The sequence below is a fragment of the Oceanobacillus arenosus genome, assembly GCF_003369575.1.
GTDB lineage: Bacteria > Bacillota > Bacilli > Bacillales > Amphibacillaceae > Oceanobacillus > Oceanobacillus arenosus.
Genome location: NZ_PIOC01000028.1, coordinates 55,825 through 77,290, shown reverse-complemented (window position 1 = coordinate 77,290; position 21,466 = coordinate 55,825). Strand labels below are relative to the sequence as shown.

The window sequence follows — 21,466 nt, the reverse complement described above, 5'->3', positions numbered from 1 at the left end:
CAAGATGGAGTGAAATAATTGCTAGCAGCTCTTTTAGGTATTGGAATCGGGTTCGGATTAGCTGTACAAACAGCTATCAATTCACAACTGAGAAAATTCGTTGTTTCACCTTTTTTAGCTTCAATGGTTTCATTTTTAGTTGGAACAATCTTTTTAGCTATTATCATTATTACTAGTGGTTCCTCATTTGCAGTTCCCGTAAGCCTGTTCACTAGTCAACCGATTTGGATATGGTTTGGTGGTTTTTGTGGTGTGATTGCGCTAACCACTAATATATTGCTTTTTCCTAAAATCGGAAGTGTACAGACAACGGTTATGCCAATTTTGGGAATGATTGTAATGGGGATGCTAATTGATAACTTTGGCTGGTTTAACTCGATAAAGCAAACTTTCGGAATATACCGGATGATCGGAGTATTGCTGGTCTTAATCGGTGTCTTATTAGCTGTCGTAGTACAGGAAATCATATCTAAACGCAAGCTCCCCTCAGTACCAAGGGAAAATCAATCAATTCAATGGGTATGGCGTTTAATCGGGATTGGTGCTGGAATGTTAATGTCCATTCAAGCAGCTGTCAATGGGCAATTAGGGGTCGTCCTTCATTCCCCATTCCAAGCGGCCTTCGTCTCGTTCTTTATTGGCTCTGTGACACTAATTATTGTAGTCGGTCTAAAGGATCGAAATTATACTAATATCAAGGAGCCTATTAAGCAATCAGCTCCTTGGTGGGTGTGGCTTGGAGGTATAATAGGCGGACTATATGTGCTAATTAATGTTTTCCTTGTTGGACAAATTGGAACCGGACAAACAATAATTCTTGCCCTATTCGGTCAGATTGTCGGCAGTCTCCTAGTAGAACAGTTCGGGCTGTTAAAATCAGTGAAGAATCGAATTACGCCAATTCAAATATTAGGTCTCGTATTAATGTTCGTCGGTGTGATTTTAATTAAGATAATTTAAAAGGCACTTATAATATTAAAAAATGAAATTAGGCAATTCCTCCTTTGGATTAAGGTAACCACAGGGGGAATTGCCTAAACATCTTTCTAGCACAAATTAAGTTAGTATTTTACTTCTCTTCAATCGGAGATAGTTTTGCTTCAATTTCTGCTCGTCTATCCTCTAAAAATGGCGGCAAATCAAGTTTTTCTCCTAAATGTTCCACATCCCCATCAACTATAAATCCTGGTCCATCTGTTGCAATTTCAAAAAGTATCCCGTTTGATTCTCGGAAATATATACTCTTAAAGTAGAAACGATCGACAATACCCGAAGATTGGAAGCCTCTTTTTTTCACTTGTTCATCCCAAAACCTAAGTTCTTCATCATCTTTTACACGAATCGCTAAATGATGAATACTGCCGCGTCCTGGTTTCTCAGAAGGGCTGTCCAAATATTTCACTACAATTTCTCCAAAGGCCTCTCCATTGACAGACTGATAAATCGCTTCTCTATCATTTCTGCTTACCTCTGTATACCCAAACAGTTCTGTAAGAGTGTTCGCCATTTTCTCAAGTCTCTTCACCGTCATTTCCACAGAACCCATTCCTTGAATCTGATGTTCGGCGGGTACCTCAGATTTCTCCCATGTTTCCCAGTGCTCTATCTTTTCTCCGTTTGAAACGAGCAGCACTAAACGAAGTCCGTCTGGATCCTCAAATTTCAAGGCAGATCGATTTGCATAGGTAGTGATTTCCCCATGGTACACACCATGTTCCTCAAATCGTGCTTTCCAATACCCGAGACTATCCTCAGAAGGAACGAGTAACCCGATTCTAGTGATCGCATTTGTACCATGATATGTGGTTCCTACTAAAGGAATTTCAAAAAAGGTTAGTTCTGTACCTGGGCTACCTGTTTTGTCGCCATAAAATAAGTGATACATCGACGGATCGTCCTGGTTCACTGTTACTTTTACACGACGTAAACCAAGTACTTGTTTGTAAAAATGATTATTTTGACTTGCGTTTTTTGTAATCATCGAAATGTGATGATGTCCTGGAATTTTATACATAGTATGCTCTCCCTTTTTCAGTTTACTAGTCAAGTGATAATGAAAAAATAATATACCATTTACACTAGGATAGCTATTCTTCTAATTTATATTCGGTATGTTTTTGTAGTTTTGTCATGAGTTTATATAAGGTTTTCTGCTCATTTTCTGTTAAGCATTCATTTAGAATAGACGTTTGAAAGGCAAGCTGGTGTTCAAATACTTCTTGGATTTTTCTTTCCCCTTTTGACGTTAGGCTAATCCATTTGGTTTTCCAATCTTGCTTCCGCTGTATATACCCCTCTTGCTCAAGTCGAGTGAGCATACGCGATATTCCACCCTCTGAGACGGTCGCTTTTGCAGCAAGTTCACTTTGCATTACCGGCTGATAAATAGAAACCTGATTTAATATATCAAATTGAGCTGTTGTAATACCAAATTGCTTTAAGAATTCATTCGATAATAGATTACTTTGATGCGTAAATCGAGCAATACGCAACCAGATTAGTGAACCAAGTGTACTTTTTCTCAATACGCCTCACTTCCCTTCGTTACTATCACTTTACTACTCAATTGATAAAAATATAAGGATATTATCTTGAATTCAGTATATTTTTGCATATACATATCCTAATCATCTTCTTTTTCCTTATTGCTCCTGCAATTCTCTCTATTTTTCCTTTTCCATCAGACAGGCCCTGGAACAAAACTATTGGAGATCGCAAGTAAATAAAATAAAGAATGAAAAACGAGAAGCAAAATCCCATTAAAAAACCTGACGCTTAATAATTTACGTCAGGTTTTAGTCTTAGGATATTTTTCTTTCTTTTCCGCATCTAACACATTTATCTGTATAGTAGTTATATTTATGTTTCTTAAGTATTTTACAAAGGATTGCTTTTATATTCATTTGGTAGCCCCTTAGATGTTTTAATGCACAGCTTCAAGATTAACATCTACTGATTACAACCAGATTACTAATCAATTAATATAATATGTGTATTTCATTACAGAAAGGCTAGAAAGTAGAATTACAATAGAATCGGCTTTGAAAAATTATTCAAAGCGGATTCTTCATCTCTTTATTTATTTTCTTGTATTCTGCTGAACCGCATTTCACTAACAAAAGTGGAACCTAATAATAGTATTCCGCCTATAGTTTGTAACAGTGTGGATTGCTCTTCTAAAATTAATCCAGAGATTATCTGGATGGTTGTTAGTCCAATTGCACTGCCTGTCTTCTGGTTGACCCAGTCCAGTTTATTGATAAGTGCTATATTATTTGGAGCAACTTTTATTAAAATTTGATTAAATCATGATATTGCTTGCCTGCTCTTCTTTCTCCATGCTCTTTCCTCAAATATACCAACTATTTAGCATAGGGAAGTGGAAGGTAACAGCTAGGAAACCTTACTTTTATTCTTTTATTTTTAACAAACGTAAGCTGTTTAATGTCACAAGCAACGTTGCCCCCATATCAGCAAATATCGCTATCCACAGCGTTAACCAACCAGGGATCACTAACAATAATGCAACTAATTTAATTGCTAAAGAGAAGGTAATGTTTTGTTTGATAATGACTAACGCCTTCTGACTTAATTTGATGGTATATGGCAACTTGCTTAAATCATCAGACATTAAGGCAATATCAGCCGTTTCTAAGGCTGTATCAGTTCCAGCACCACCCATTGCTACACCAACATTCGAAGCCGCAAGTGCTGGTGCATCGTTCACGCCATCCCCAACCATCGCTACAATTTGATGTTTTTCACGAAGTTCTTTAATGAAGTTCAGCTTATCTTCTGGAAGTAAGTCAGCTTTAATATTAGAAACCCTTACTTGTTTTCCAATGGCAGTTGCGGTTCTTTGATTATCACCTGTAAGCATGACTGTTTCGATGCCAATATTGTTCAATTTACTAATGACCTCTTTGGATGATTCCCTCATTTCATCAGCTACGGCAATAATCGCAAGCATCTCTTTTTCCGTTCCCAACAGCATAACGGTTTTTCCTTGAGTCTGCATCTCTGCAATCGTTTGTTTTTTATCACTTTCAATGCTTCCGTGCAATTCTTCAAAAAGATTTGGGCTCCCAACATAATACATTTGGTTATTTACTTTCGCTTTAACGCCTTTACCCGTAATCGATTGGAAATCCTCAACTGAAACATCATTGGATTTTAATCCAGTTTCTTCTGCTTTTCGCATAATCGCTGAAGCAAGTGGATGCTGTGATCCCTTTTCAATAGCTGCTGTGATTAGCAACAACTCATTTTGATTTCTGCCAATAGCTAGGATGTCGGTTACAGCAGAAACACCTTTTGTTAATGTTCCTGTTTTATCAAAGGCAATCGCCTTCAAGTGTCCTGTTTCTTCTAAATAGATACCACCTTTAATTAAAACGCCATTTTTCGCAGCATTTCCTATAGCTGTAACAACCGCAACAGGTGTTGAAACAACCAAGGCACAAGGACAACCAACCACTAATACAGCTAATCCTTGATAAATCCATTCACTCCAAGCACCGCCAAATAGTGATGGAATAACAGCAATTAAAAGAGCTAAAATCACAATCGCTGGTGTATAGTATTTTACAAATTTATCGACAAACGCTTGAGAAGGAGCACGTTCTGCTTGCGCTTCTTCGACTAAATGAATAATTTTCGAAAGAGTTGTATCCTCCATTCTTTTTGTTACTTTAACTTCAAGCAATCCTTCTTCATTCAAGGTTCCTGCAAACACCTCATCATCAAATGTCTTTGCTACTGGAACACTTTCACCTGTAATGGCAGCCTGATTTAGCGTAGAAGTCCCTTTAATGACCATTCCATCCATCGCTAATTTTTGACCAGGCTTTACGATCATAATATCGCCAACTTGAATATCTTCAACTTGGATCATCATTTCTTCATTTTCACGACGAATGAATGCTTCTTTTGGGGCTATATCCATCAATGATTCAATGGTACTGCGAGCTTTATCCATTGAATAACGTTCTAATGCTTCACTGATTGCAAAAAGGATAACAACGGTTGCTCCTTCACCCCATTCACCAATCAGTGCGGCACCAATAATAGCAATAGTCATTAGGGTATTCATATCAAACTTTAATCTACTTAGATTTTTAAATCCTTTAATAAATAACGAATATCCGCCAATTAAAATGGAAGCTGCATAACCAATTGTCGGAAGAATATGCTCTTTCCCATATTGCTCCCCTAAAAACCAGCTAATAACAAGTAAAATGGCCGATATATATACCTTAATATTCTCTTTTTGCTTCCAGAAAGGTTCATGTTCTGCTCTATGTTCTTTTTCATTTCGAATCTTTAAATTCTCAAAAGCTCCGGCCTTCTCTAATTCTTCAATCGTTGTGGAACCTGTCACATAAATTTTAGCTGCTCCAAAATTTACTTTCGCATCCTGAACACCAGGTAACTCCTTCACATTATTTTCAAAAATACCTGCACAATTCGTGCAAGTAAATCCTTGAACACGGTAGGTTTTCAATTCTTGATCAGATAGCTTAGCTTGTTGATCAGACATTGGCGTTCGCCTCTTTTTTTGGCGCTAACGCAACCATCATTATCTGCTTGATATGTTCATCATTTAACGAATAAAAGGCGAGTTTTCCCTCTTTTCTAAACTTCACAACACCTTGCTTATGTAGTGTTCGCAAGTGATGAGAAGTATTGGCAACCGTAATACCAACGATATTTGCAATATCACACACACATAGTTCCACATCTTGACATAAAGCATAAGTAATTTTCGCCCTATTTTCATCAGCCATAGCTTTTAGCATTTGAGCAACACTAGAAATATCTACAGTCTGTAAATCCCTTTGTATTCGATTGACCTTTTCTTCGTCATAACAATAAATTTCACAGGTATCTTTATTCTTCATATTATCACTCCATCCTCATTCAAGTATTCGCTTGAATATATAATAACCTTATTCCACTACCTCATTCAAGTGATTATTTGAATGGAAAAATAAAAAGACCCTGCCAGTATGAATTACCGACAGGAGTCATTAGCCAAATCGCGTTTAAAGGCGAACCTATTCACCTATTATTAGCTATTACTATTTGTTACTTTTCCAATGTTTCCTTAAAAGAAGAATTATTAAAAATCAATGTATTGGCTCGATATCTATTTTCCTCAGTAATCTAAATATTTCCAGAAAAAGAATATTTAAACCCAACCAGACTCCCCCGAAGACGTAGCCAGCAGCTATATCACTTGGAAGTTCAACTTCAAAAAACAATCGACTGATGGCAATAAGCATCAACACCAATAATCCCGCAATTGGAATAATGGTATGGATCCAAGCCTTTCTTATAAAGCGTACCCCAATAAATACCGTATAACCATAAATGATGAAATTCATTAACGATTGCTCACTTGGAAAGTGGTAGAAAAAATGATCTTTAAACGAATAAGAATCAGGAGAAAGAAAATGAAAAAATCTCCTTAAACCTTCTTCAAAGAATTCTCCACCTACAATCACGATTGCAAAAGAGAATAATACAATTAACTTATTTTCACCTTTCAATAGAATCCAAATAAGGGTAAAGCTGAGAAGAATAAATTGGACTTGCTTTGAACCTAGAAATGAGAGTGTTCCCATCGTGTCTGTCCAGTTGTTATTAAAGATGGAAGAGATCAGTAAACTCACGATATAATTGAAATTCGTAAATTCGTTTCTGAGAAAATCCTCTATCATTCCAAACATTAGAATCATAAGACCCAGCGTTAGAATAAAAGTTATTGCTATTAGAAAACCAACTCGTCTTCTTGTATGAAAAATAGTCAAAGTTTGATTCAACATTCTTATTACGGTATCTTTTATCTCTTCATTGAATTTTTTATAAATGAAGACAGCAATTGAAATGACTAAAGCTACTATCCCTCCAATAATAAGGTACTTTTTTATGGAACTGTGAAATGCCTCCCACTGAGGACCTAATAGTTTGCCGAGTGTAATAAATATTGTCACCCAAATGAACGCTCCGCTGTATGCAAAAATGGCGTATATTCGAAACGGAAGTCGGGTAGTTCCAGAAAAGTACCCAGTAAAATGTCTAATTCCCGGGATAAAATATGCAATAAGCAACAACTTATTCCCATACTTACTAAACCAAAGGGAGAATTTTTCCAATCGTTCGGGACCCATATGAAAGCGAGAACCGTATTTTTCGAAGAATGGTTTTCCTAACCTAAAACCTATCCAGTAAGAAATAGTCATTCCTATACAAGCTCCGATACCAGCAATCAAAATGCTAACTATCCAATTTAAACGTCCTTGGAAAACAAGAAATCCCGTATAGCTCATTAAAACTTCACCTGGCAATGGAAAAGCAATCAATTCCAGTAAAAGTGAAACAAATAGCACAATATATCCAAATTTATCAATAAATACAGTAATATCACCCATTGAAATCATCCTTTATTATCCTTTAAAATTGTAAGGAAAGATGATAAACATCTTTATCCAGGTTCATATTCTTTCCTTACTATTAAACCTCTCCCTTTTGTTGTATTATTATCCTTTATGCTGACCTCTATAGCTCATCATTTGAATGTATAATGAAAACTCAGCTTAAAGTCATCCCCCGTTATCCTCAATTATCCCTTCATTTTTATATACTTTTATTACTCATATCCTGACTCTTAATGAAGAAGGCTTCTAAGGTATATAATAAGCAAAAACAATCCACCCTTTGGTTTTCATTCGTTTTCTAGTTCTTTACATTTTTTGTTTATATCATAAAAATAGCAACGAAACAGATGTTGTTTTTCAATAACACGTTTGTTACTTTATTAATATGAAATAATTTATGATTAGTGGAGGAAAAAATGGGGGAAATACTTACTGATATAAAGACCAGAGCAAAAAATATAAAAAGAGATATTTTCATTCTAATTGAAGCATATAAACATCCTAATACGCCTCTATATGTAAAATTGTTAGCACTCATATTTGTAGCATATGCATTTAGTCCCATTGATTTAATTCCAGATTTTATTCCTATATTAGGATACTTAGATGATATAATCCTTATCCCGTTAGGAATTCTTTTAGTGCTGAAACTAATACCAAAAGACGTACTTAAAGTATGTCGTGAAAAAGCAGAGAGATCGGAAAAGGTAAAGCGGAAAAATTGGATTGCTGGAGCAGTTATCGTACTTCTTTGGGTTGGAGTTTTAATTTGGGTTGTATCCTTATTTTTGTAATTAAGGCTGTGAAAAATGGAATTCATTTTAATATTAAGGCTGTTCTCGTAAATTTCGTTGCTTTTGGGCAGTTTTTTCAGAAAGGAAAACGCTAATTTGGTAAATTCATTTACCTATCCGCGTTTTCCTTTCTGAAAATGTCACGCTAATGCGTGACAAGGCAAGCATCCGCTTGCCTAACTGCCCGAAAGCAAAGAGCAACAATCCTTAAGAAAAGAGCCAATATTAATGAGCTTTTAGCTTCATTTCATATTATCGGTTGACATACCAAACTTCATTTATGAGTCGTTTATTCAGCCATATACGATTAAAAATCTAACATTAAAAAATCGGATTGTAATGGCTCCGATGTGTCAGTATTCAGTCACTAAAGAAGACGGCACTCCATACGAATGGCATTTTGTTCACCATGTCTCAAGAGCCGTTGGAGGAACCGGTCTAATTATTATGGAAATGACTAGTGTTACTCCTGAAGGACGTATTACAAACGGCGACCTCGGTCTATGGTCAGATGAACAAGTTGCCCATTACCAACGAATTATTAATCAAATTAAAAAATATGACGCCAAGGTTGGAATTCAAATTGCCCATGCAGGTAGAAAAGCAGAAGATGCCAACCAACCTGTAGGGGCTTCTGATATTCCTGTAGAAGTGCTATCAGAGGAAACAATAAATGGCGAACTTAAACCCCCAAGAGCTTTAACAAACCAAGAAGTGGAAGAAACCATTCAGCAATTTAAAAAAGCTGGTGCAGCTGTTTTCCATGTTTCAAGTGGCGGGGAAGGTCCTCCAGGAGAACATAAACCAAAAAACACAGTTGGATAACAAGTACCCTTTGCACGTGAGTTTAAAAGGCAATTAGACGTACCCGTTATCGCTGTTGGCAAATTAAGCAGTCCAGAACTAGCTGAAGCAACCATTTCAAATGGAGATGCAGAACTAGTAGCCGTTGCAAGAGGGATGCTTAATGATCCTTATTGGAGTTTACACTTAGAAAAGAAATTGACGCATAAAGTAAACCCGCCAGTTCAATATTCAAGAGTGATAAGATAAGAAATAAGAAGGTTCCTTATAGGGAGCCTTCTCCAACATATCCCCTACACTGACAGAGATCCAGCCTTAATTTGAAAGTTATATTTAGTTAAAACAAACGTTTGTTTTACTCTGGAAAATTATTGACATATATAGTATGAGTGCCCCGTTTGCTTCGTTTTTTTCCCGCATTCTTTTATCCAATGCATCAGCTATTTAGCATTTAGTTCGTACTCTTAAGTATGGAACTGTAATTGTTCAAGCGAAATCGATTATAATAAAAAGGAATCCAGTAACCTAAAATGGAGAGAATGCATGAATCTGACTTCAGAGCAAAGAGCCGTGTTGCTAGCATTAACTACTGATTGGTGGAAGCCATTACAGATTGTTAATCAGATTACAGACAAATCAGATAATTAATCCGACATACAACAAGAACTCAAAGACCTTTTACTAAAAGGGTTGGTGCAGATTAATCCAGTTGTTTAGGGCCTATATCGACTAACCTCAGATGGCGTAAAGATAAAGGAGCTTGAATTGGATACTAACAAATAATTTAGTTAAACAGTTAGAAAAAGAAGACAGTTTTTAAAAAGCGATACTGTCTTCCTTCATCTTTTTTCCACTTATCCTTCTTATCAAACCAGAGTATTTCCAAACTCTGCTAAGTCTGTCTCCCAACTATAATTTAAACAGTCTTACCAGTTCATTTAATTCTTCTGCTAACTTCGCAAGCTGTTCAGAACTTCCCGTTACTTCTTCCATTGAGCTGCTGGCCTGTTGTGCTGATGCCGCTGTTTGTTCTACTCCTGCTGCAGATTCCTCAGAAACAGATGCTATTTCTTCGATAGAACTACTCATTTCTTGACTACCCGCCATAATTTCAGATAGATTCTCAGATACTAAACGAATGCTTTGTACCATCTCTGTAACTGCTGAACTAATTTCATTAAACGTTTCACTTGTGGTCTCAATTTGTACAGTTCCTTGTTCCACTTCGGAGTATCCATCTCTTAATGAGTTAGCTACAACACTAGATTCAGTTTGTATGATCGTTACGAATCCAGTAATATCATTAACGGACAATGCTACTTGCTCTGCCAGCTTCCTTACTTCATCCGCTACAACCGCAAAGCCTTTACCATGTTCTCCTGCTCTTGCAGCTTCAATAGCAGCATTCAAAGCCAGAAGATTGGTTTGATCAGCAACATCTTTTATTACAGAAACAAGTTTGGAAATTTCCTGTGATTGTTTATCCAGATTTTCCATCTTCTCAACTGCATCTTTAACAATATGATCAATTTTTACCATTTGTTCGGTTGACGAATTCATAAGTTTGCTTCCATTAGTTGTCATCTCTAAAACTTTACTTGAATTTCCTTGAATAAGTTCTCCATTTTCATTTGCCTTTTCAATTCTATTCGTAAATGTCCCCATTATATCTGCCAAATCACTGGCACTATTAGCCTGTGTTTCAGATCCTGAAGCCAATTCTTCCATTGTCGTTGCAATCTGCTCTGTACCAGTTTTTACTTCGCCAGCCGTCTGTGTTAATTCTTCACTCTGACTCGATACCGTCTCAGATACTGCGTTAATTTGATTTAGCAGATCACGCATATTTTGATTCATATCATTTGTTGCATTTATGAGTTGTCCTACTTCATCTCTCGCTTTTGTTACTAATTTCTCCTTACTAAAATCGCCACTTGCTATTAATTTCATTCTTTCCATTACATTTTTAATAGGTTTAGAAATCGAGTTAGCTGTAAATAAGGCTACAATCACACTGAATAACAAAGATGCTATAGCAATAATAACAACAAATATTAGTGTTGATGAACCACTTTTAATAATACTTTTTCCCTGTTCATTGACATTCATTTCCTTTTCTTGCGCTAACTCCGTATAACCAGCTCGAAGGTCATCAGCTTCTTGATTCAATTCCTGTAAATTTTGTTTCGCAAGCTCTACATTTCCTCTTTTATACTCATCAAATACCTTTTCCCCAATATTTGCCCTCCATTCAACTGTTTTTTTAATCAGTTCATCAAACCTTTCGGAGCCTCCTATGCTCCTGACTTTCTCTTCATAACTAATACCATCTTCTGTATATTGATTAAATTTATCGATAAATTCTTCATCACCAGATAAAACAAATGCTCGCGCAGTTGAAACTCTATCTGAAATAGAAGTGACTAATTGTTCATCAGCAATTAACATCTGAACTTGTTTATTAACAATATCGTCTGTAAGTTTATTGATCGAGCTAATTGCAAAGAAGCTATATATTCCTAGTATGAATATAAGAGCAACAACGATCATAAATCCAAATAATATCTTTGATTTAATACTTTTAAAATTTAATAGTTTATTCATATTGATTAATCTCCTGTTAGTTAATTTCATATAATGACATCATTTACTTCGCCGGTCTCATCGATGTCCAAAATAGATTCCTAATCTAGTTGAATTAGATCCCCCTTTACAAACTTTGCAATTACCTCTCTATTCAATCCTTCCTATATTACATTCGCCGCTACACAATACAATAATCCGTTTATATAATCATAGTGAACCGGATATAAAGACCTATATAATTTAATATCGGCGTCAGAAATAATTAATTAAGAGGAGATATAATATCAGCAATATTAAATGTTATTGATATAAATGAAATAGCATGAATTTTGATGGCTAGAGGTAATTTGTTAAGAGAATTGGTTGAATATTCGTTATGTAATAGTTACCTTGATTTTATTGAATTGGAAACAAAAGATACTGCAATACTTTACTTGGAGCCATACTTGGTAAAGGGCAAGCAATTAGATATCATGAAAACTCGCATTTTTTGATAAATAAAAAGAAACCAACCTATATGCTATACTAAAAAGAAAATAGGGTGATAAAGTATATGGTGCAAAAAAGGCTATCTGATAGTGTTGCAGACGATATCATGTCAATGATTGCGATAGAGAAAAGATTTCTTCCCGGTGATAAGCTGCCAAATGAAATTGAATTATCAGAGGAGCTAAATATTAGTAGAACAACACTTCGGGAAGCGATTCGGATATTGGTTACGAATGGCGTTTTAGAGATTAGACGAGGAAAGGGTACATATGTAAAAGAAGACATTGATGTAAATAATATAGAATCTTTAGGTTTTCTTGCAGATGCTAAAGTAAATGCGAAAGATATGTATGAAATACGCTTAATCATTGAACCGGAAGCAGCCTTTTATGCGACGATTCGAGCAAGTGATACTGAATTACAGCGCATTTTAGACTATGGAATACAAATAGAACAAAAAATTAAACTGGGTGAGGATCGAACGGATGTAGAACGAAAATTCCATAGATCCATCGTAAAGGCTACCCATAATGAATTCATGGAGAAACTTATGCCAGTTATCTATCAAGCGATTGATAAAGGAGTCATATTATCAAAGAAAAAAGAACTGGCAATCAAAGATACGATCAACGACCATAAAATGATTATGGAATTCATGAAAAATCGCAATCCTGAAGGCGCAAAGAGTGCGATGAAAATTCATATTTTGCATGCAATGAAAGAGTTAGGAATTGAATAATAGGTAATTTTATAATATCTCTGATTCATCAAATCTATCTAATTTGTCATACAACTCTATTGACAGCAGACAACACACAATATAAAATACATTATAATTAGAAAATTAGGGTTTAGCCACGCCTTTTCAGTGACAGCCTTAGTTGTACTTATTCGTTAAGAATGTTTTTATACTTTCTAACTACCAAATAACAAATCCGAGGATGTGTGTACAGATGAGAAGTGATACGATTAAAATAGGGGTAGACCGTGCTCCTCACCGTAGTCTTTTATATGCTACAGGAAAAGTAAAAGCAAAAGATTTAGGGAAACCATTTATTGGTGTTTGTAACTCTTATATTGATATTATTCCTGGACATGTACATTTACGTGAGTTTGCAGATGTCGTAAAAGAGGCAATCATTGAAGCTGGTGGTATCCCATTTGAATTTAATACGATTGGTGTTGATGATGGTATTGCAATGGGGCACATCGGAATGCGCTATTCATTACCAAGTCGTGAATTAATTGCTGACAGTGCTGAAACAGTTATAAATGCGCATTGGTTTGATGGAGTATTTTACATTCCAAACTGTGACAAAATCACCCCTGGTATGTTAATGGCTGCTGCTCGTACGAATGTACCTTCTGTCTTTGTTTCGGGAGGACCGATGGAAGCTGGTATAAGCTCGAGTGGAAAACCACTTTCACTGACATCTGTTTTTGAAGGTGTTGGTGCTTATAAATCAGGTAAGATGTCGGAAGAGGAATTTAACGATATTGAAAATAATGCTTGTCCTACATGTGGATCTTGTTCAGGAATGTTCACAGCAAATTCTATGAATTGTTTAATGGAAATGTTAGGTGTAGCCCTACCTGGAAATGGCTCCATTGTTGCCACAAGCGAGAAACGTAAAGAACTGATTTTTGAAGCGGCAAAGCATCTCGTTCGTATGATTGAAGAAGATGTTAAACCTCGCGATATCATTACAAAAGAAGCAATCGATGATGCATTTGCACTTGATATGGCAATGGGTGGATCTACGAATACCGTTCTGCATACATTAGCAATCGCGAATGAAGCTGGAATCGATTATAAGCTTGAAGATATTAACAAAATTGCAGCTCGTGTTCCATATCTTGCGAAGATTATGCCTGCATCTGATATCTCCATGGATGATATCAATAAAGCTGGCGGTGTAAGTGCCATTATTAATGAATTAACAAAGATTCCAGGTGCCATCCATCCAGACCGTTTAACGATAACAGGTCAAACAATGGGTGAACTTGTTAGTGAATATGAAATTAAGAATGAACAAGTAATCCGTCCAAAAGATAATCCATACAGCCCAGTCGGAGGATTATCCATTTTATACGGAAATATCGCTCCAGAAGGTGCCGTCATTAAAGTCGGTGCTGTTGATCCTTCTATTAAGGTATTTGAAGGGGAAGCCATCGTTTTTGAATCTCAAGAGGAAGCTCAAGAAGCAATTGACAGTGGCGCTGTAAAGGAAGGACATGTTGTTATTATCCGTTATGAAGGGCCTAAAGGCGGACCAGGGATGCCAGAAATGTTAGCTCCTACCTCTGCTATCATGGGTCGTGGTTTAGGCAGTTCAGTGGCACTTCTAACAGATGGACGTTTCTCAGGTGCATCTCGAGGTATCTCCATCGGACATATTTCTCCAGAAGCCGCAGAAGGTGGACCAATTGCATTAATTGAAAATGGAGACATCGTAGTTATTGATTTACCGAATAGAACACTAAATGTAAACGTATCGGAAGAAGTATTAGCTGAGCGTAAAAAATCTCTAAAACCATTTGAGCCTAAAATCAAACATGGTTGGTTAGCAAGGTATTCAAAACTTGTAACAAATGCTTCAAAAGGCGGCATAATGAGCATTTAATTGTTTTAATGTCATAAATGAGTTTAATAGAATAATAGTTTTACTGATTAAGTAATTTTCCACCTAGAAAATAAAGCAAATAGAAAAGCGTGTTTTGAAAAAAGGTTGATCAAAGCACGCTTTTCTATATTCCATTGAATCATTCTTTTATAAAAAAGTTTGATTATTTTTGTAATCCTTATACCATTAAAGCGCCTCATTGTTGAATATCCTAATTACAAATAGTTAAGATTATTATCTGTTCCGATTAACTTTATTTTAGAGAATTTTTATAGGATAAAAGCCTATTATATACAAGGATATTCTCTATTAATTGTCCTTCCTGACCCATTTTCTAAAAGTACTGGGATTCGAAAATAAAAGTGCTAAAAGAATGATTAATATGCCAATCTTATACTGCAAAAATAATGGATCTTTTAAAATAATATAGCCTAAAACCACACCAATAACCGGGTTAATATAGTTGCTAAAAGAGGCAAATAATGCTCCCTCTTCTTGAATTAAGAGATTATACAGCATATAGACAATTCCTGCATGGAATATACCTAAAATGATAATATAGATTACTTGCGAATGATTGATACCGATTTGTAATGGCTTTTCAAAAAGGAATGCCATTGGCAATAAGACAATAGTTGCAATCCATAAAACGTTTCTCATATGGACCACAGGAGAACCGCCTTTCAATTTTTCCATTAGAATTAATGCCCCCGCAAAACTCATTGCAGCAAAAATAAGTAACACATTTCCAAATATATTCCCTGAAACATTCATCAATCCTTGTGTTGGCCACGATAAGATCACAATTCCTAAAAACCCTAATACAATGCTGACTATTTCAAATTTGCTCGCTTTCTTTTTGAAGAGCAAGACGAAAAATACTAATGTGAAGATTGGGACCATTGCTATGAGCATAGATGCAACGCTGCTTGATACATATTTTTGACCTTGCGCAATGAGAATAAAAGGAAGGACTACTTCAAAGAGTGCAATCCAAAAATATTTTTTAAAATGGTATATGTTGTTTCCTTTTGGTAGAAACAGACTAATAACTGTTAAACAAATTGCACCAATGAGTGATTTCAAAGCAGACAATGTAATCGAACCTACATCATTCGTTACTAATTCCACGAAGAAAAATTGAGATCCCCAAATGAGACTTATGATTAGCAAGAGACTATATTTTTTCATTTGATTTGCCTCTTGCACCAAAATAGTTTGTACCAACAACACCGATGATAATGATAATTGATCCTGCTAAGTGATATAAATGAAATTCTTCTTTTAAAAATATGATCCCTGCTAAAATGGTAATGAGCGTTGCAAAATTACTGAAAACACTCATTTTCGATGCGGCTATTTTTGATAAAGCATAGTTGGAAAGATAGGACGTTCCTAAAGACGATAGGATACCTAAATACAAAATGGCTAGTACAAAATCCCAGTGTCCAAAAGGTTGCATAAATTGCTGGAATGTTCCATTCATTACATGGTTTGTTAGTGCCAGTCCATTAAAAGCTATAAACCCAAACAAGGTCATGATATATGTGATAGTGAATAACGGATAGCGTTGTGTTAACTTTCTGGCAAATACGTTGTATAGTGAGGCGATAAGTGCTGAAAGTAAAATCAAAGCCGTCCCAATGAGACTTGTATTTGAGCCCCCTGTCCCATTCATGTACATAATATACATCACACCGAGTACAGACAAACCAATCGCTATTTTTTGACTACGTGTAGATGTTTCCTTTAAGATGATACTAGCAAAAATTAACGTAAAAATTGGTATTGTTGCTTGAATAATACCAGCTTCCGATGAGGATGTATGCACTAACCCAAATACTTGAAATGCAAAAAAGAGTGTCGGATATAAGACGGCTAACAAGGCAATTAATAGTACATCCTTTTTTGCTAACTTTATTGATTCTTTTTTAAACACCATTAACACTGTGGCAGCGATCCATGCAATCGTAAACCGATGAGCCAATGTATCTAACGGTGTTGCAACCGTTAATGTCACTTTAACAAACATAAATGACAATCCGATAATGATTGCATAGACCGTTGCTGCGATATATGCATTTCTGTTTTCAATCATTTCTATTTCCCCCTTATATTGATCCGGCCGGTACCATTATCGTAATGGATAATAATAACCTTTACGATGTAAAAAATATGCATCTGTACCGATACAGATGTGCAAGGAGGTTTACGATGCTTAAATATGAATCAATCTATCAATCACTTCTGATGCAAATTCAGTCTGGTACATTTTCGACAGGTGCAAAATTACCATCCATTCGAAATTTAACTGGGCAATATTCTTGTAGTAAAAGCACGGTATTGACCGCTTTAAAAAAATTGGAGGAGCAACATATTATTTATGCCGTACCGAAAAGTGGTTATTATGTTGTGGATAATAATCTCTTCAAAACCCCATCATCCACTGACATAATTGATTTTGCCAGCGCATCTCCCACTTGGCATGCATTTCCTTATAAGGAATTTCAACACTGCATAAATAAAGCAATTGATACCTATCAAGAAGAATTATTTCGCTATGGAACGCCAAAGGGTTGGCCGCCACTCATTGCAGAAGCTAAAAAGCTGTTAGAATCTTACCAAGTATTCACGCAAGACGAACAGATTTTCATCACTACAGGTGTTCAACAGGCTCTTTCTTTAGTAAGTATTATGCCATTTCCAAATAATCGTTCCACCATTCTAGTTGAACAACCTAGCTATCATTTATATATGGAACTGCTGAAGACCTTACAGCTGCCAGCAATAGGAATTCATCGTACCGCGAAAGGTATTGATTTAGATCGACTAGAACAAATATTTCATGAAGAAGATATTAAATTTTTTTATACAATGCCACGCTTTCATAATCCTTTAGGGACGTCATACAGCAAAAAAGAAAAAGAGGCTATTTTACAATTAGCAGACCAATATAATGTATACATTTTAGAAGATGATTATTTAGCAGATTTTGAATATAATCCAAAGAACGATCCTCTTTTTGCTGATGATTACCACGATAAAGTCATCTATTTAAAAAGTTTTTCAAAAATTATGTTTCCTGGGTTAAGAGTTGGATTGGCGGTTCTTCCTCCTTCGATTATTGACATTTTTCAAGGATACAAAATGACAACGGATATCGACAGCTCTATGATTTCACAAGCCGCATTATATCTCTATTTGAAAAATGGTATGTTTGAACATAATAAAACGAAAGTCAGTAACATCTATCATGCACGTGCGAAAATCCTGCATCAATCAATATTAGATTATCTACCTACCTACGAGTCATCATCAGAAATTGCAATGCATAGTCATATTAGGTTGCCAAAGCGTGTGAATTTAAAATCATTTGTTTATCATTTGCATGAAGAAGGCATATATTTGGATACAGTTGAAAGAAATTACTTAGCTGACTTTTATCACGAACGGATTTTGAAGTTGAATGTTTCCAATGTTGACGACTATCGAATTGAAGAAGGAATAAGGAAAATTGCAAATGCGTTAGAAAATTCCCAAAACTACTTTTTATAATCTTTCAGTAAGGCAAAACTACCCTTGTTGCGAAAGCATAAAGGGTGAGAGATATTAATCATGACTAACATCGCTCACCCATATACTCTTGTCTAATACACTCATCTTTATAGATTTTCACATGGTAAAAATCATTTACATTCGTTATATAATTCTAAACTCATCTTTCATTAAATGACCTCGTTTGTGGAATAGATATTATGGTTCCAATTTTCTTTGTTTTTGTCTTTTTTTTGGAAGGAATGCTTATCAAAGATATAACTCCATTAATCCTAACTTTCTTCCATTTATCTTATTAACGATAATATTAAAGTTACAGATTTATCTACGAATGATCGCTCTGGATGGGATTTCAATAAAACAGTAATTCCAATTAATGCAACAACTAATGTTTGAGCTAAGGCTTTAACATCTAGGTTGCCTTCTAACTCACCTGATTTAATACCTTTTAGAAGGGTTTCTTGAAAAATGACGGAAAGATACATTTCATGCTCCCTTGTAAGAATTTCAAATTTTTCATCGTGTGGGGCAAGCTCTACAATTGTATTAATACAAAAACAGCCCTTACTTACTTTGGTCTTATACTCTTTTTCTATCAATTCTTCAAATAGATTACGAAATGCTTCCTTCACAGATGAAGTGTTTTGTAGTTTTGTTCTAATGTGGGTGGCATGCAAATTTGTATATTTACGCAAAGCAGCTTCAAACAATTTCTCTTTATCTCCAAACGTTGCGTATAAACTGGGTCGTTGTATTCCCATAACGGCTGTTAAATCACTAATCGATGTGGCAGCATATCCCTTCTCCCAAAAAAGTCCCATAGCATCATCCAATGCCTTTTCCTTATCAAATTCACGTTGTCGAACCATGATAAATCCTCCTTCATTAGAAAACAAAATTTCCCTACTGATAGCAATCTTATTTTTGATTTCGCTTTATCTGCTCAATGACTCCAAGTCTGTCCACTTGAATCCAATATTCCACTATCTTTTGATTTTCTAGTTGGTATACGGCACTACCTATTTCAATAACTTCTTTATTTGTAGGTGGGTAGCCCTCATATCCCGCAATATGTTTTCCAATCTGTTTCCATCTAACATAAACCTTCTGATTTTGAGAAAGAAGTTCTTGAATTTCAATTTTAAAGTTCCCCCATACATCCAACATTTCTTTTATATGTTCTGCATAATTCATGGGTGATCTTATTATTGTCACCATCCTTTCTGAATTCATCTGATGGGCTTTTACCTCTTTCGCCATGAATTTTTCAGCTTGTTCAGGTTTGTTACCTGATCTAACAACTTCAAAAAACTTTTTTACAATCTGTTCGTTATCCTGTATTGATGAGGGCGATTTTGTTAAAGAAGTTTCACCTGTTAATTCTATTGATTGATTTCGTTCATCAATTGCTACGTCTCTATCAAACCTTCTTTTTCTATCCATATCGAAACCTCCTTATACCGTACCAATCAGTATAGTTCAATTTTATTCATTTATCGCCTTTTTGTCAATATCGGTTGGTTTTTTCATTTACTCTCTCTAATTGAAATAATGAAGAGCATGCTTATAATCTCAATGGTCAAATCCTTTTATTGCCAATAGATAATATTAATAACGAACTTGACACCTAAACAAGTCAGGATTATATTTAATAAGAATTATTTTGTACCAATCAGTATATTATACTCATCAGTAAAAATATTGATAAGAGGATGTAATAAAATGGATAGTAATGAAAAAAATATAAAATTTACTGAGGATTTCGCTAGCAAAACGGATGCGTCACAATTAGCACCCAATTCAACATTGTCTAGATATACAGAACTATTATTAGCAATAGCTTGTGGTATGGCTGTTGCAAACATCTATTTCGCCCATCCATTACTTGATTCACTAGCTACTGAATTCAATATTGATCCTTCAACCATTGGAATTGTAATTACAGTTAGTCAGATTTGTTATGCATTAGGACTGCTTTTATTGGTCCCACTGGGTGATTTATTAAATCAACGGCATTTGATTATTGGTCAAATGTTCATGTTAGTTGCTGCGTTAGTGGTTGTTGGCGTATCTCCTAACAGTATAGTGTTTTTCATAGGTATTGCGGTGGTAGGATTGCTCGCCTCTGTTACACAAACTCTAGTCGCATATGCATCAACGTCGGCTGTTCCTGCTGAGCGTGGACGAGTAGTTGGTTTCGTTACAAGTGGAGTTGTCATTGGCATCATACTAGCAAGGACGTTTGCTGGCATAATGGCTGATCTTGGAGGTTGGCGTTCTGTCTACCTCTCTTCAGCTGTATTAATTCTGATTTTGATTGGCTTATTACACAAAGGACTTCCGGGTACTGTTTATCAGCGTCCATCTCTATCCTACCCAAAGTTGTTACATTCAGTTCTAATGTTATTTGTTCAAGAAAGGATTCTACTGATTCGTGGGATATTAGCACTTTTGATTTTTATTGTTTTTAGTACTTTTTGGACTTCTTTGGTGTTACCATTGAGTTCTCCACCTTACTCATTTTCACATACGGCTATTGGAGCATTTGGTCTGGCTGGGGTTTCTGGAGCATTAGCTGCAGCACGGGCTGGGCGACTGGCTGATCGAGGATTAGGACAACTAACAACATTTGTAGCATTAGTGTTACTCATAGCATCATGGTTCTTTATTTACTTTATTAACGATTCCATTCTCGTATTAATTATTGGCATTATCCTTCTTGATCTCGCTGTACAAGCAGTTCATGTCACCAATCAGAGTTTGATTTTTACAGCCCGTCCTGGCGCAAGAAGTCGGCTTACTGCTGCATACATGGTTTTTTATTCTGTTGGTAGTGCCACGGGTTCCATACTTTCAACCAACATATACGCAAATTATGGTTGGAATGGGGTATGTTTATTCGGTGTCTCTGTCAGTGCCTTGGCTCTAATATTCTGGATAGCTACCTACCGTCCCACTAAGGAGATTATGCAGAAGTAATTTCGTAGTAGAGGATATATTTTAGAAATTAAGTAAAAGGGGATGAAAATTAATTCTATCTCCTTTTTATTTAATTTCAGAAAATTCACGTTTGCTTCTCCCCTTTATCTAACCTTTTTATATTTAAGAGAAGATTATCAATTTCCATATTCAATTAATGGCCCAATTCATTAAGAAGAGCACATTTCTTGCTCAA

16 protein-coding genes and 2 pseudogenes are annotated in these 21,466 nt (G+C 35.6%); 7 read left to right on the top strand and 11 right to left on the bottom strand.

The features are described 5' to 3' along the window. The first annotated feature begins 18 nt into the window (after nt 1–18). Nucleotides 19–960: a DMT family transporter gene (locus tag CWR48_RS17955; RefSeq protein WP_115774692.1), complete on the top strand. Its 942-nt coding sequence runs from the start codon at nt 19–21 to the stop codon at nt 958–960. A gap of 109 nt (nt 961–1,069) precedes the next feature. Here CWR48_RS17955 and CWR48_RS17950 read toward each other — a convergent pair whose 3' ends face one another. The 6 genes and pseudogenes from CWR48_RS17950 to CWR48_RS17930 all read right to left on the bottom strand — a co-directional run bounded on the left by CWR48_RS17950 (nt 1,070) and on the right by CWR48_RS17930 (nt 7,433). Further along, nucleotides 1,070–2,014, bottom strand: coding sequence for a ring-cleaving dioxygenase (locus CWR48_RS17950; protein WP_115774691.1), 945 nt, complete (start codon nt 2,012–2,014; stop codon nt 1,070–1,072). A 73-nt stretch (nt 2,015–2,087) separates the two neighbouring features. Next, nucleotides 2,088–2,525 carry a MarR family winged helix-turn-helix transcriptional regulator gene (locus tag CWR48_RS17945; protein WP_115774690.1) on the bottom strand — a complete coding sequence of 146 codons (438 nt, stop codon included), beginning with the start codon at nt 2,523–2,525 and terminating at the stop codon, nt 2,088–2,090. 550 nt (nt 2,526–3,075) lie between these two features. Further along, a pseudogene (locus CWR48_RS21105) lies at nt 3,076–3,198 on the bottom strand (DMT family transporter); the annotation flags it as partial. Between the two features lie 211 nt (nt 3,199–3,409). Continuing rightward, nucleotides 3,410–5,539 carry a heavy metal translocating P-type ATPase gene (locus CWR48_RS17940; protein WP_115774689.1) on the bottom strand — a complete coding sequence of 710 codons (2,130 nt, stop codon included), beginning with the start codon at nt 5,537–5,539 and terminating at the stop codon, nt 3,410–3,412. Then, nucleotides 5,532–5,900 carry an ArsR/SmtB family transcription factor gene (locus tag CWR48_RS17935; protein WP_115774688.1) on the bottom strand — a complete coding sequence of 123 codons (369 nt, stop codon included), beginning with the start codon at nt 5,898–5,900 and terminating at the stop codon, nt 5,532–5,534. The genes CWR48_RS17940 and CWR48_RS17935 overlap by 8 nt, the downstream gene beginning before the upstream one ends. Before the next feature lie 228 nt (nt 5,901–6,128). Then, entirely contained in the window at nt 6,129–7,433 is a 1,305-nt protein-coding gene (locus CWR48_RS17930; protein ID WP_115774687.1) for a VTT domain-containing protein, read from the bottom strand. A gap of 422 nt (nt 7,434–7,855) precedes the next feature. Here CWR48_RS17930 and CWR48_RS17925 point away from each other — a divergent pair, with 422 nt between their 5' ends. Both CWR48_RS17925 and CWR48_RS17920 read left to right on the top strand, forming a co-directional pair. Continuing rightward, nucleotides 7,856–8,233 (top strand): YkvA family protein, encoded by a 378-nt coding sequence (locus CWR48_RS17925; RefSeq protein ID WP_115774686.1) that lies wholly within the window; start codon nt 7,856–7,858, stop codon nt 8,231–8,233. A 276-nt stretch (nt 8,234–8,509) separates the two neighbouring features. Beyond that, a pseudogene (locus CWR48_RS17920) lies at nt 8,510–9,286 on the top strand (oxidoreductase). Between the two features lie 660 nt (nt 9,287–9,946). Here the strand turns inward: CWR48_RS17920 and CWR48_RS17915 are convergent. Continuing rightward, nucleotides 9,947–11,641 carry a methyl-accepting chemotaxis protein gene (locus tag CWR48_RS17915; RefSeq protein WP_115774685.1) on the bottom strand — a complete coding sequence of 565 codons (1,695 nt, stop codon included), beginning with the start codon at nt 11,639–11,641 and terminating at the stop codon, nt 9,947–9,949. 535 nt (nt 11,642–12,176) lie between these two features. Here CWR48_RS17915 and CWR48_RS17910 point away from each other — a divergent pair. Both CWR48_RS17910 and ilvD read left to right on the top strand, forming a co-directional pair. Beyond that, complete coding sequence (locus CWR48_RS17910; RefSeq protein ID WP_115774684.1) at nt 12,177–12,851, top strand: FadR/GntR family transcriptional regulator; 675 nt, start codon at nt 12,177–12,179, stop codon at nt 12,849–12,851. 214 nt (nt 12,852–13,065) lie between these two features. Continuing rightward, entirely contained in the window at nt 13,066–14,736 is a 1,671-nt protein-coding gene (gene ilvD / locus CWR48_RS17905; protein WP_115774683.1) for a dihydroxy-acid dehydratase, read from the top strand. 309 nt (nt 14,737–15,045) lie between these two features. Here the strand turns inward: ilvD and CWR48_RS17900 are convergent, their stop codons facing one another. Together CWR48_RS17900 and CWR48_RS17895 are read right to left on the bottom strand one after the other, a co-directional pair. Continuing rightward, entirely contained in the window at nt 15,046–15,927 is an 882-nt protein-coding gene (locus CWR48_RS17900) for a DMT family transporter (protein ID WP_115774682.1), read from the bottom strand. Continuing rightward, on the bottom strand, nt 15,914–16,834 hold the full coding sequence (locus tag CWR48_RS17895; RefSeq protein WP_115774681.1) for a DMT family transporter: 921 nt from the start codon (nt 16,832–16,834) through the stop codon (nt 15,914–15,916). The genes CWR48_RS17900 and CWR48_RS17895 overlap by 14 nt, the downstream gene beginning before the upstream one ends. A gap of 116 nt (nt 16,835–16,950) precedes the next feature. Here CWR48_RS17895 and CWR48_RS17890 point away from each other — a divergent pair, with 116 nt between their 5' ends. Then, nucleotides 16,951–18,291 (top strand): aminotransferase-like domain-containing protein, encoded by a 1,341-nt coding sequence (locus CWR48_RS17890; RefSeq protein ID WP_115774680.1) that lies wholly within the window; start codon nt 16,951–16,953, stop codon nt 18,289–18,291. A 287-nt stretch (nt 18,292–18,578) separates the two neighbouring features. Here the strand turns inward: CWR48_RS17890 and CWR48_RS17885 are convergent, their stop codons facing one another. After that, nucleotides 18,579–19,160, bottom strand: a complete 582-nt coding sequence (locus CWR48_RS17885) for a TetR/AcrR family transcriptional regulator (RefSeq protein ID WP_115774679.1) — start codon at nt 19,158–19,160, stop codon at nt 18,579–18,581. Between the two features lie 49 nt (nt 19,161–19,209). Further along, a complete protein-coding gene (locus CWR48_RS17880) occupies nt 19,210–19,734 on the bottom strand; it encodes an ester cyclase (RefSeq protein WP_115774678.1) in 525 nt (174 codons plus the stop codon). A gap of 279 nt (nt 19,735–20,013) precedes the next feature. On the opposite strand from CWR48_RS17880, the gene CWR48_RS17875 reads away from it, so the two are divergent. Continuing rightward, nucleotides 20,014–21,270 (top strand): MFS transporter, encoded by a 1,257-nt coding sequence (locus CWR48_RS17875; protein ID WP_115774677.1) that lies wholly within the window; start codon nt 20,014–20,016, stop codon nt 21,268–21,270. The last annotated feature ends 196 nt before the right edge of the window (nt 21,271–21,466 follow it).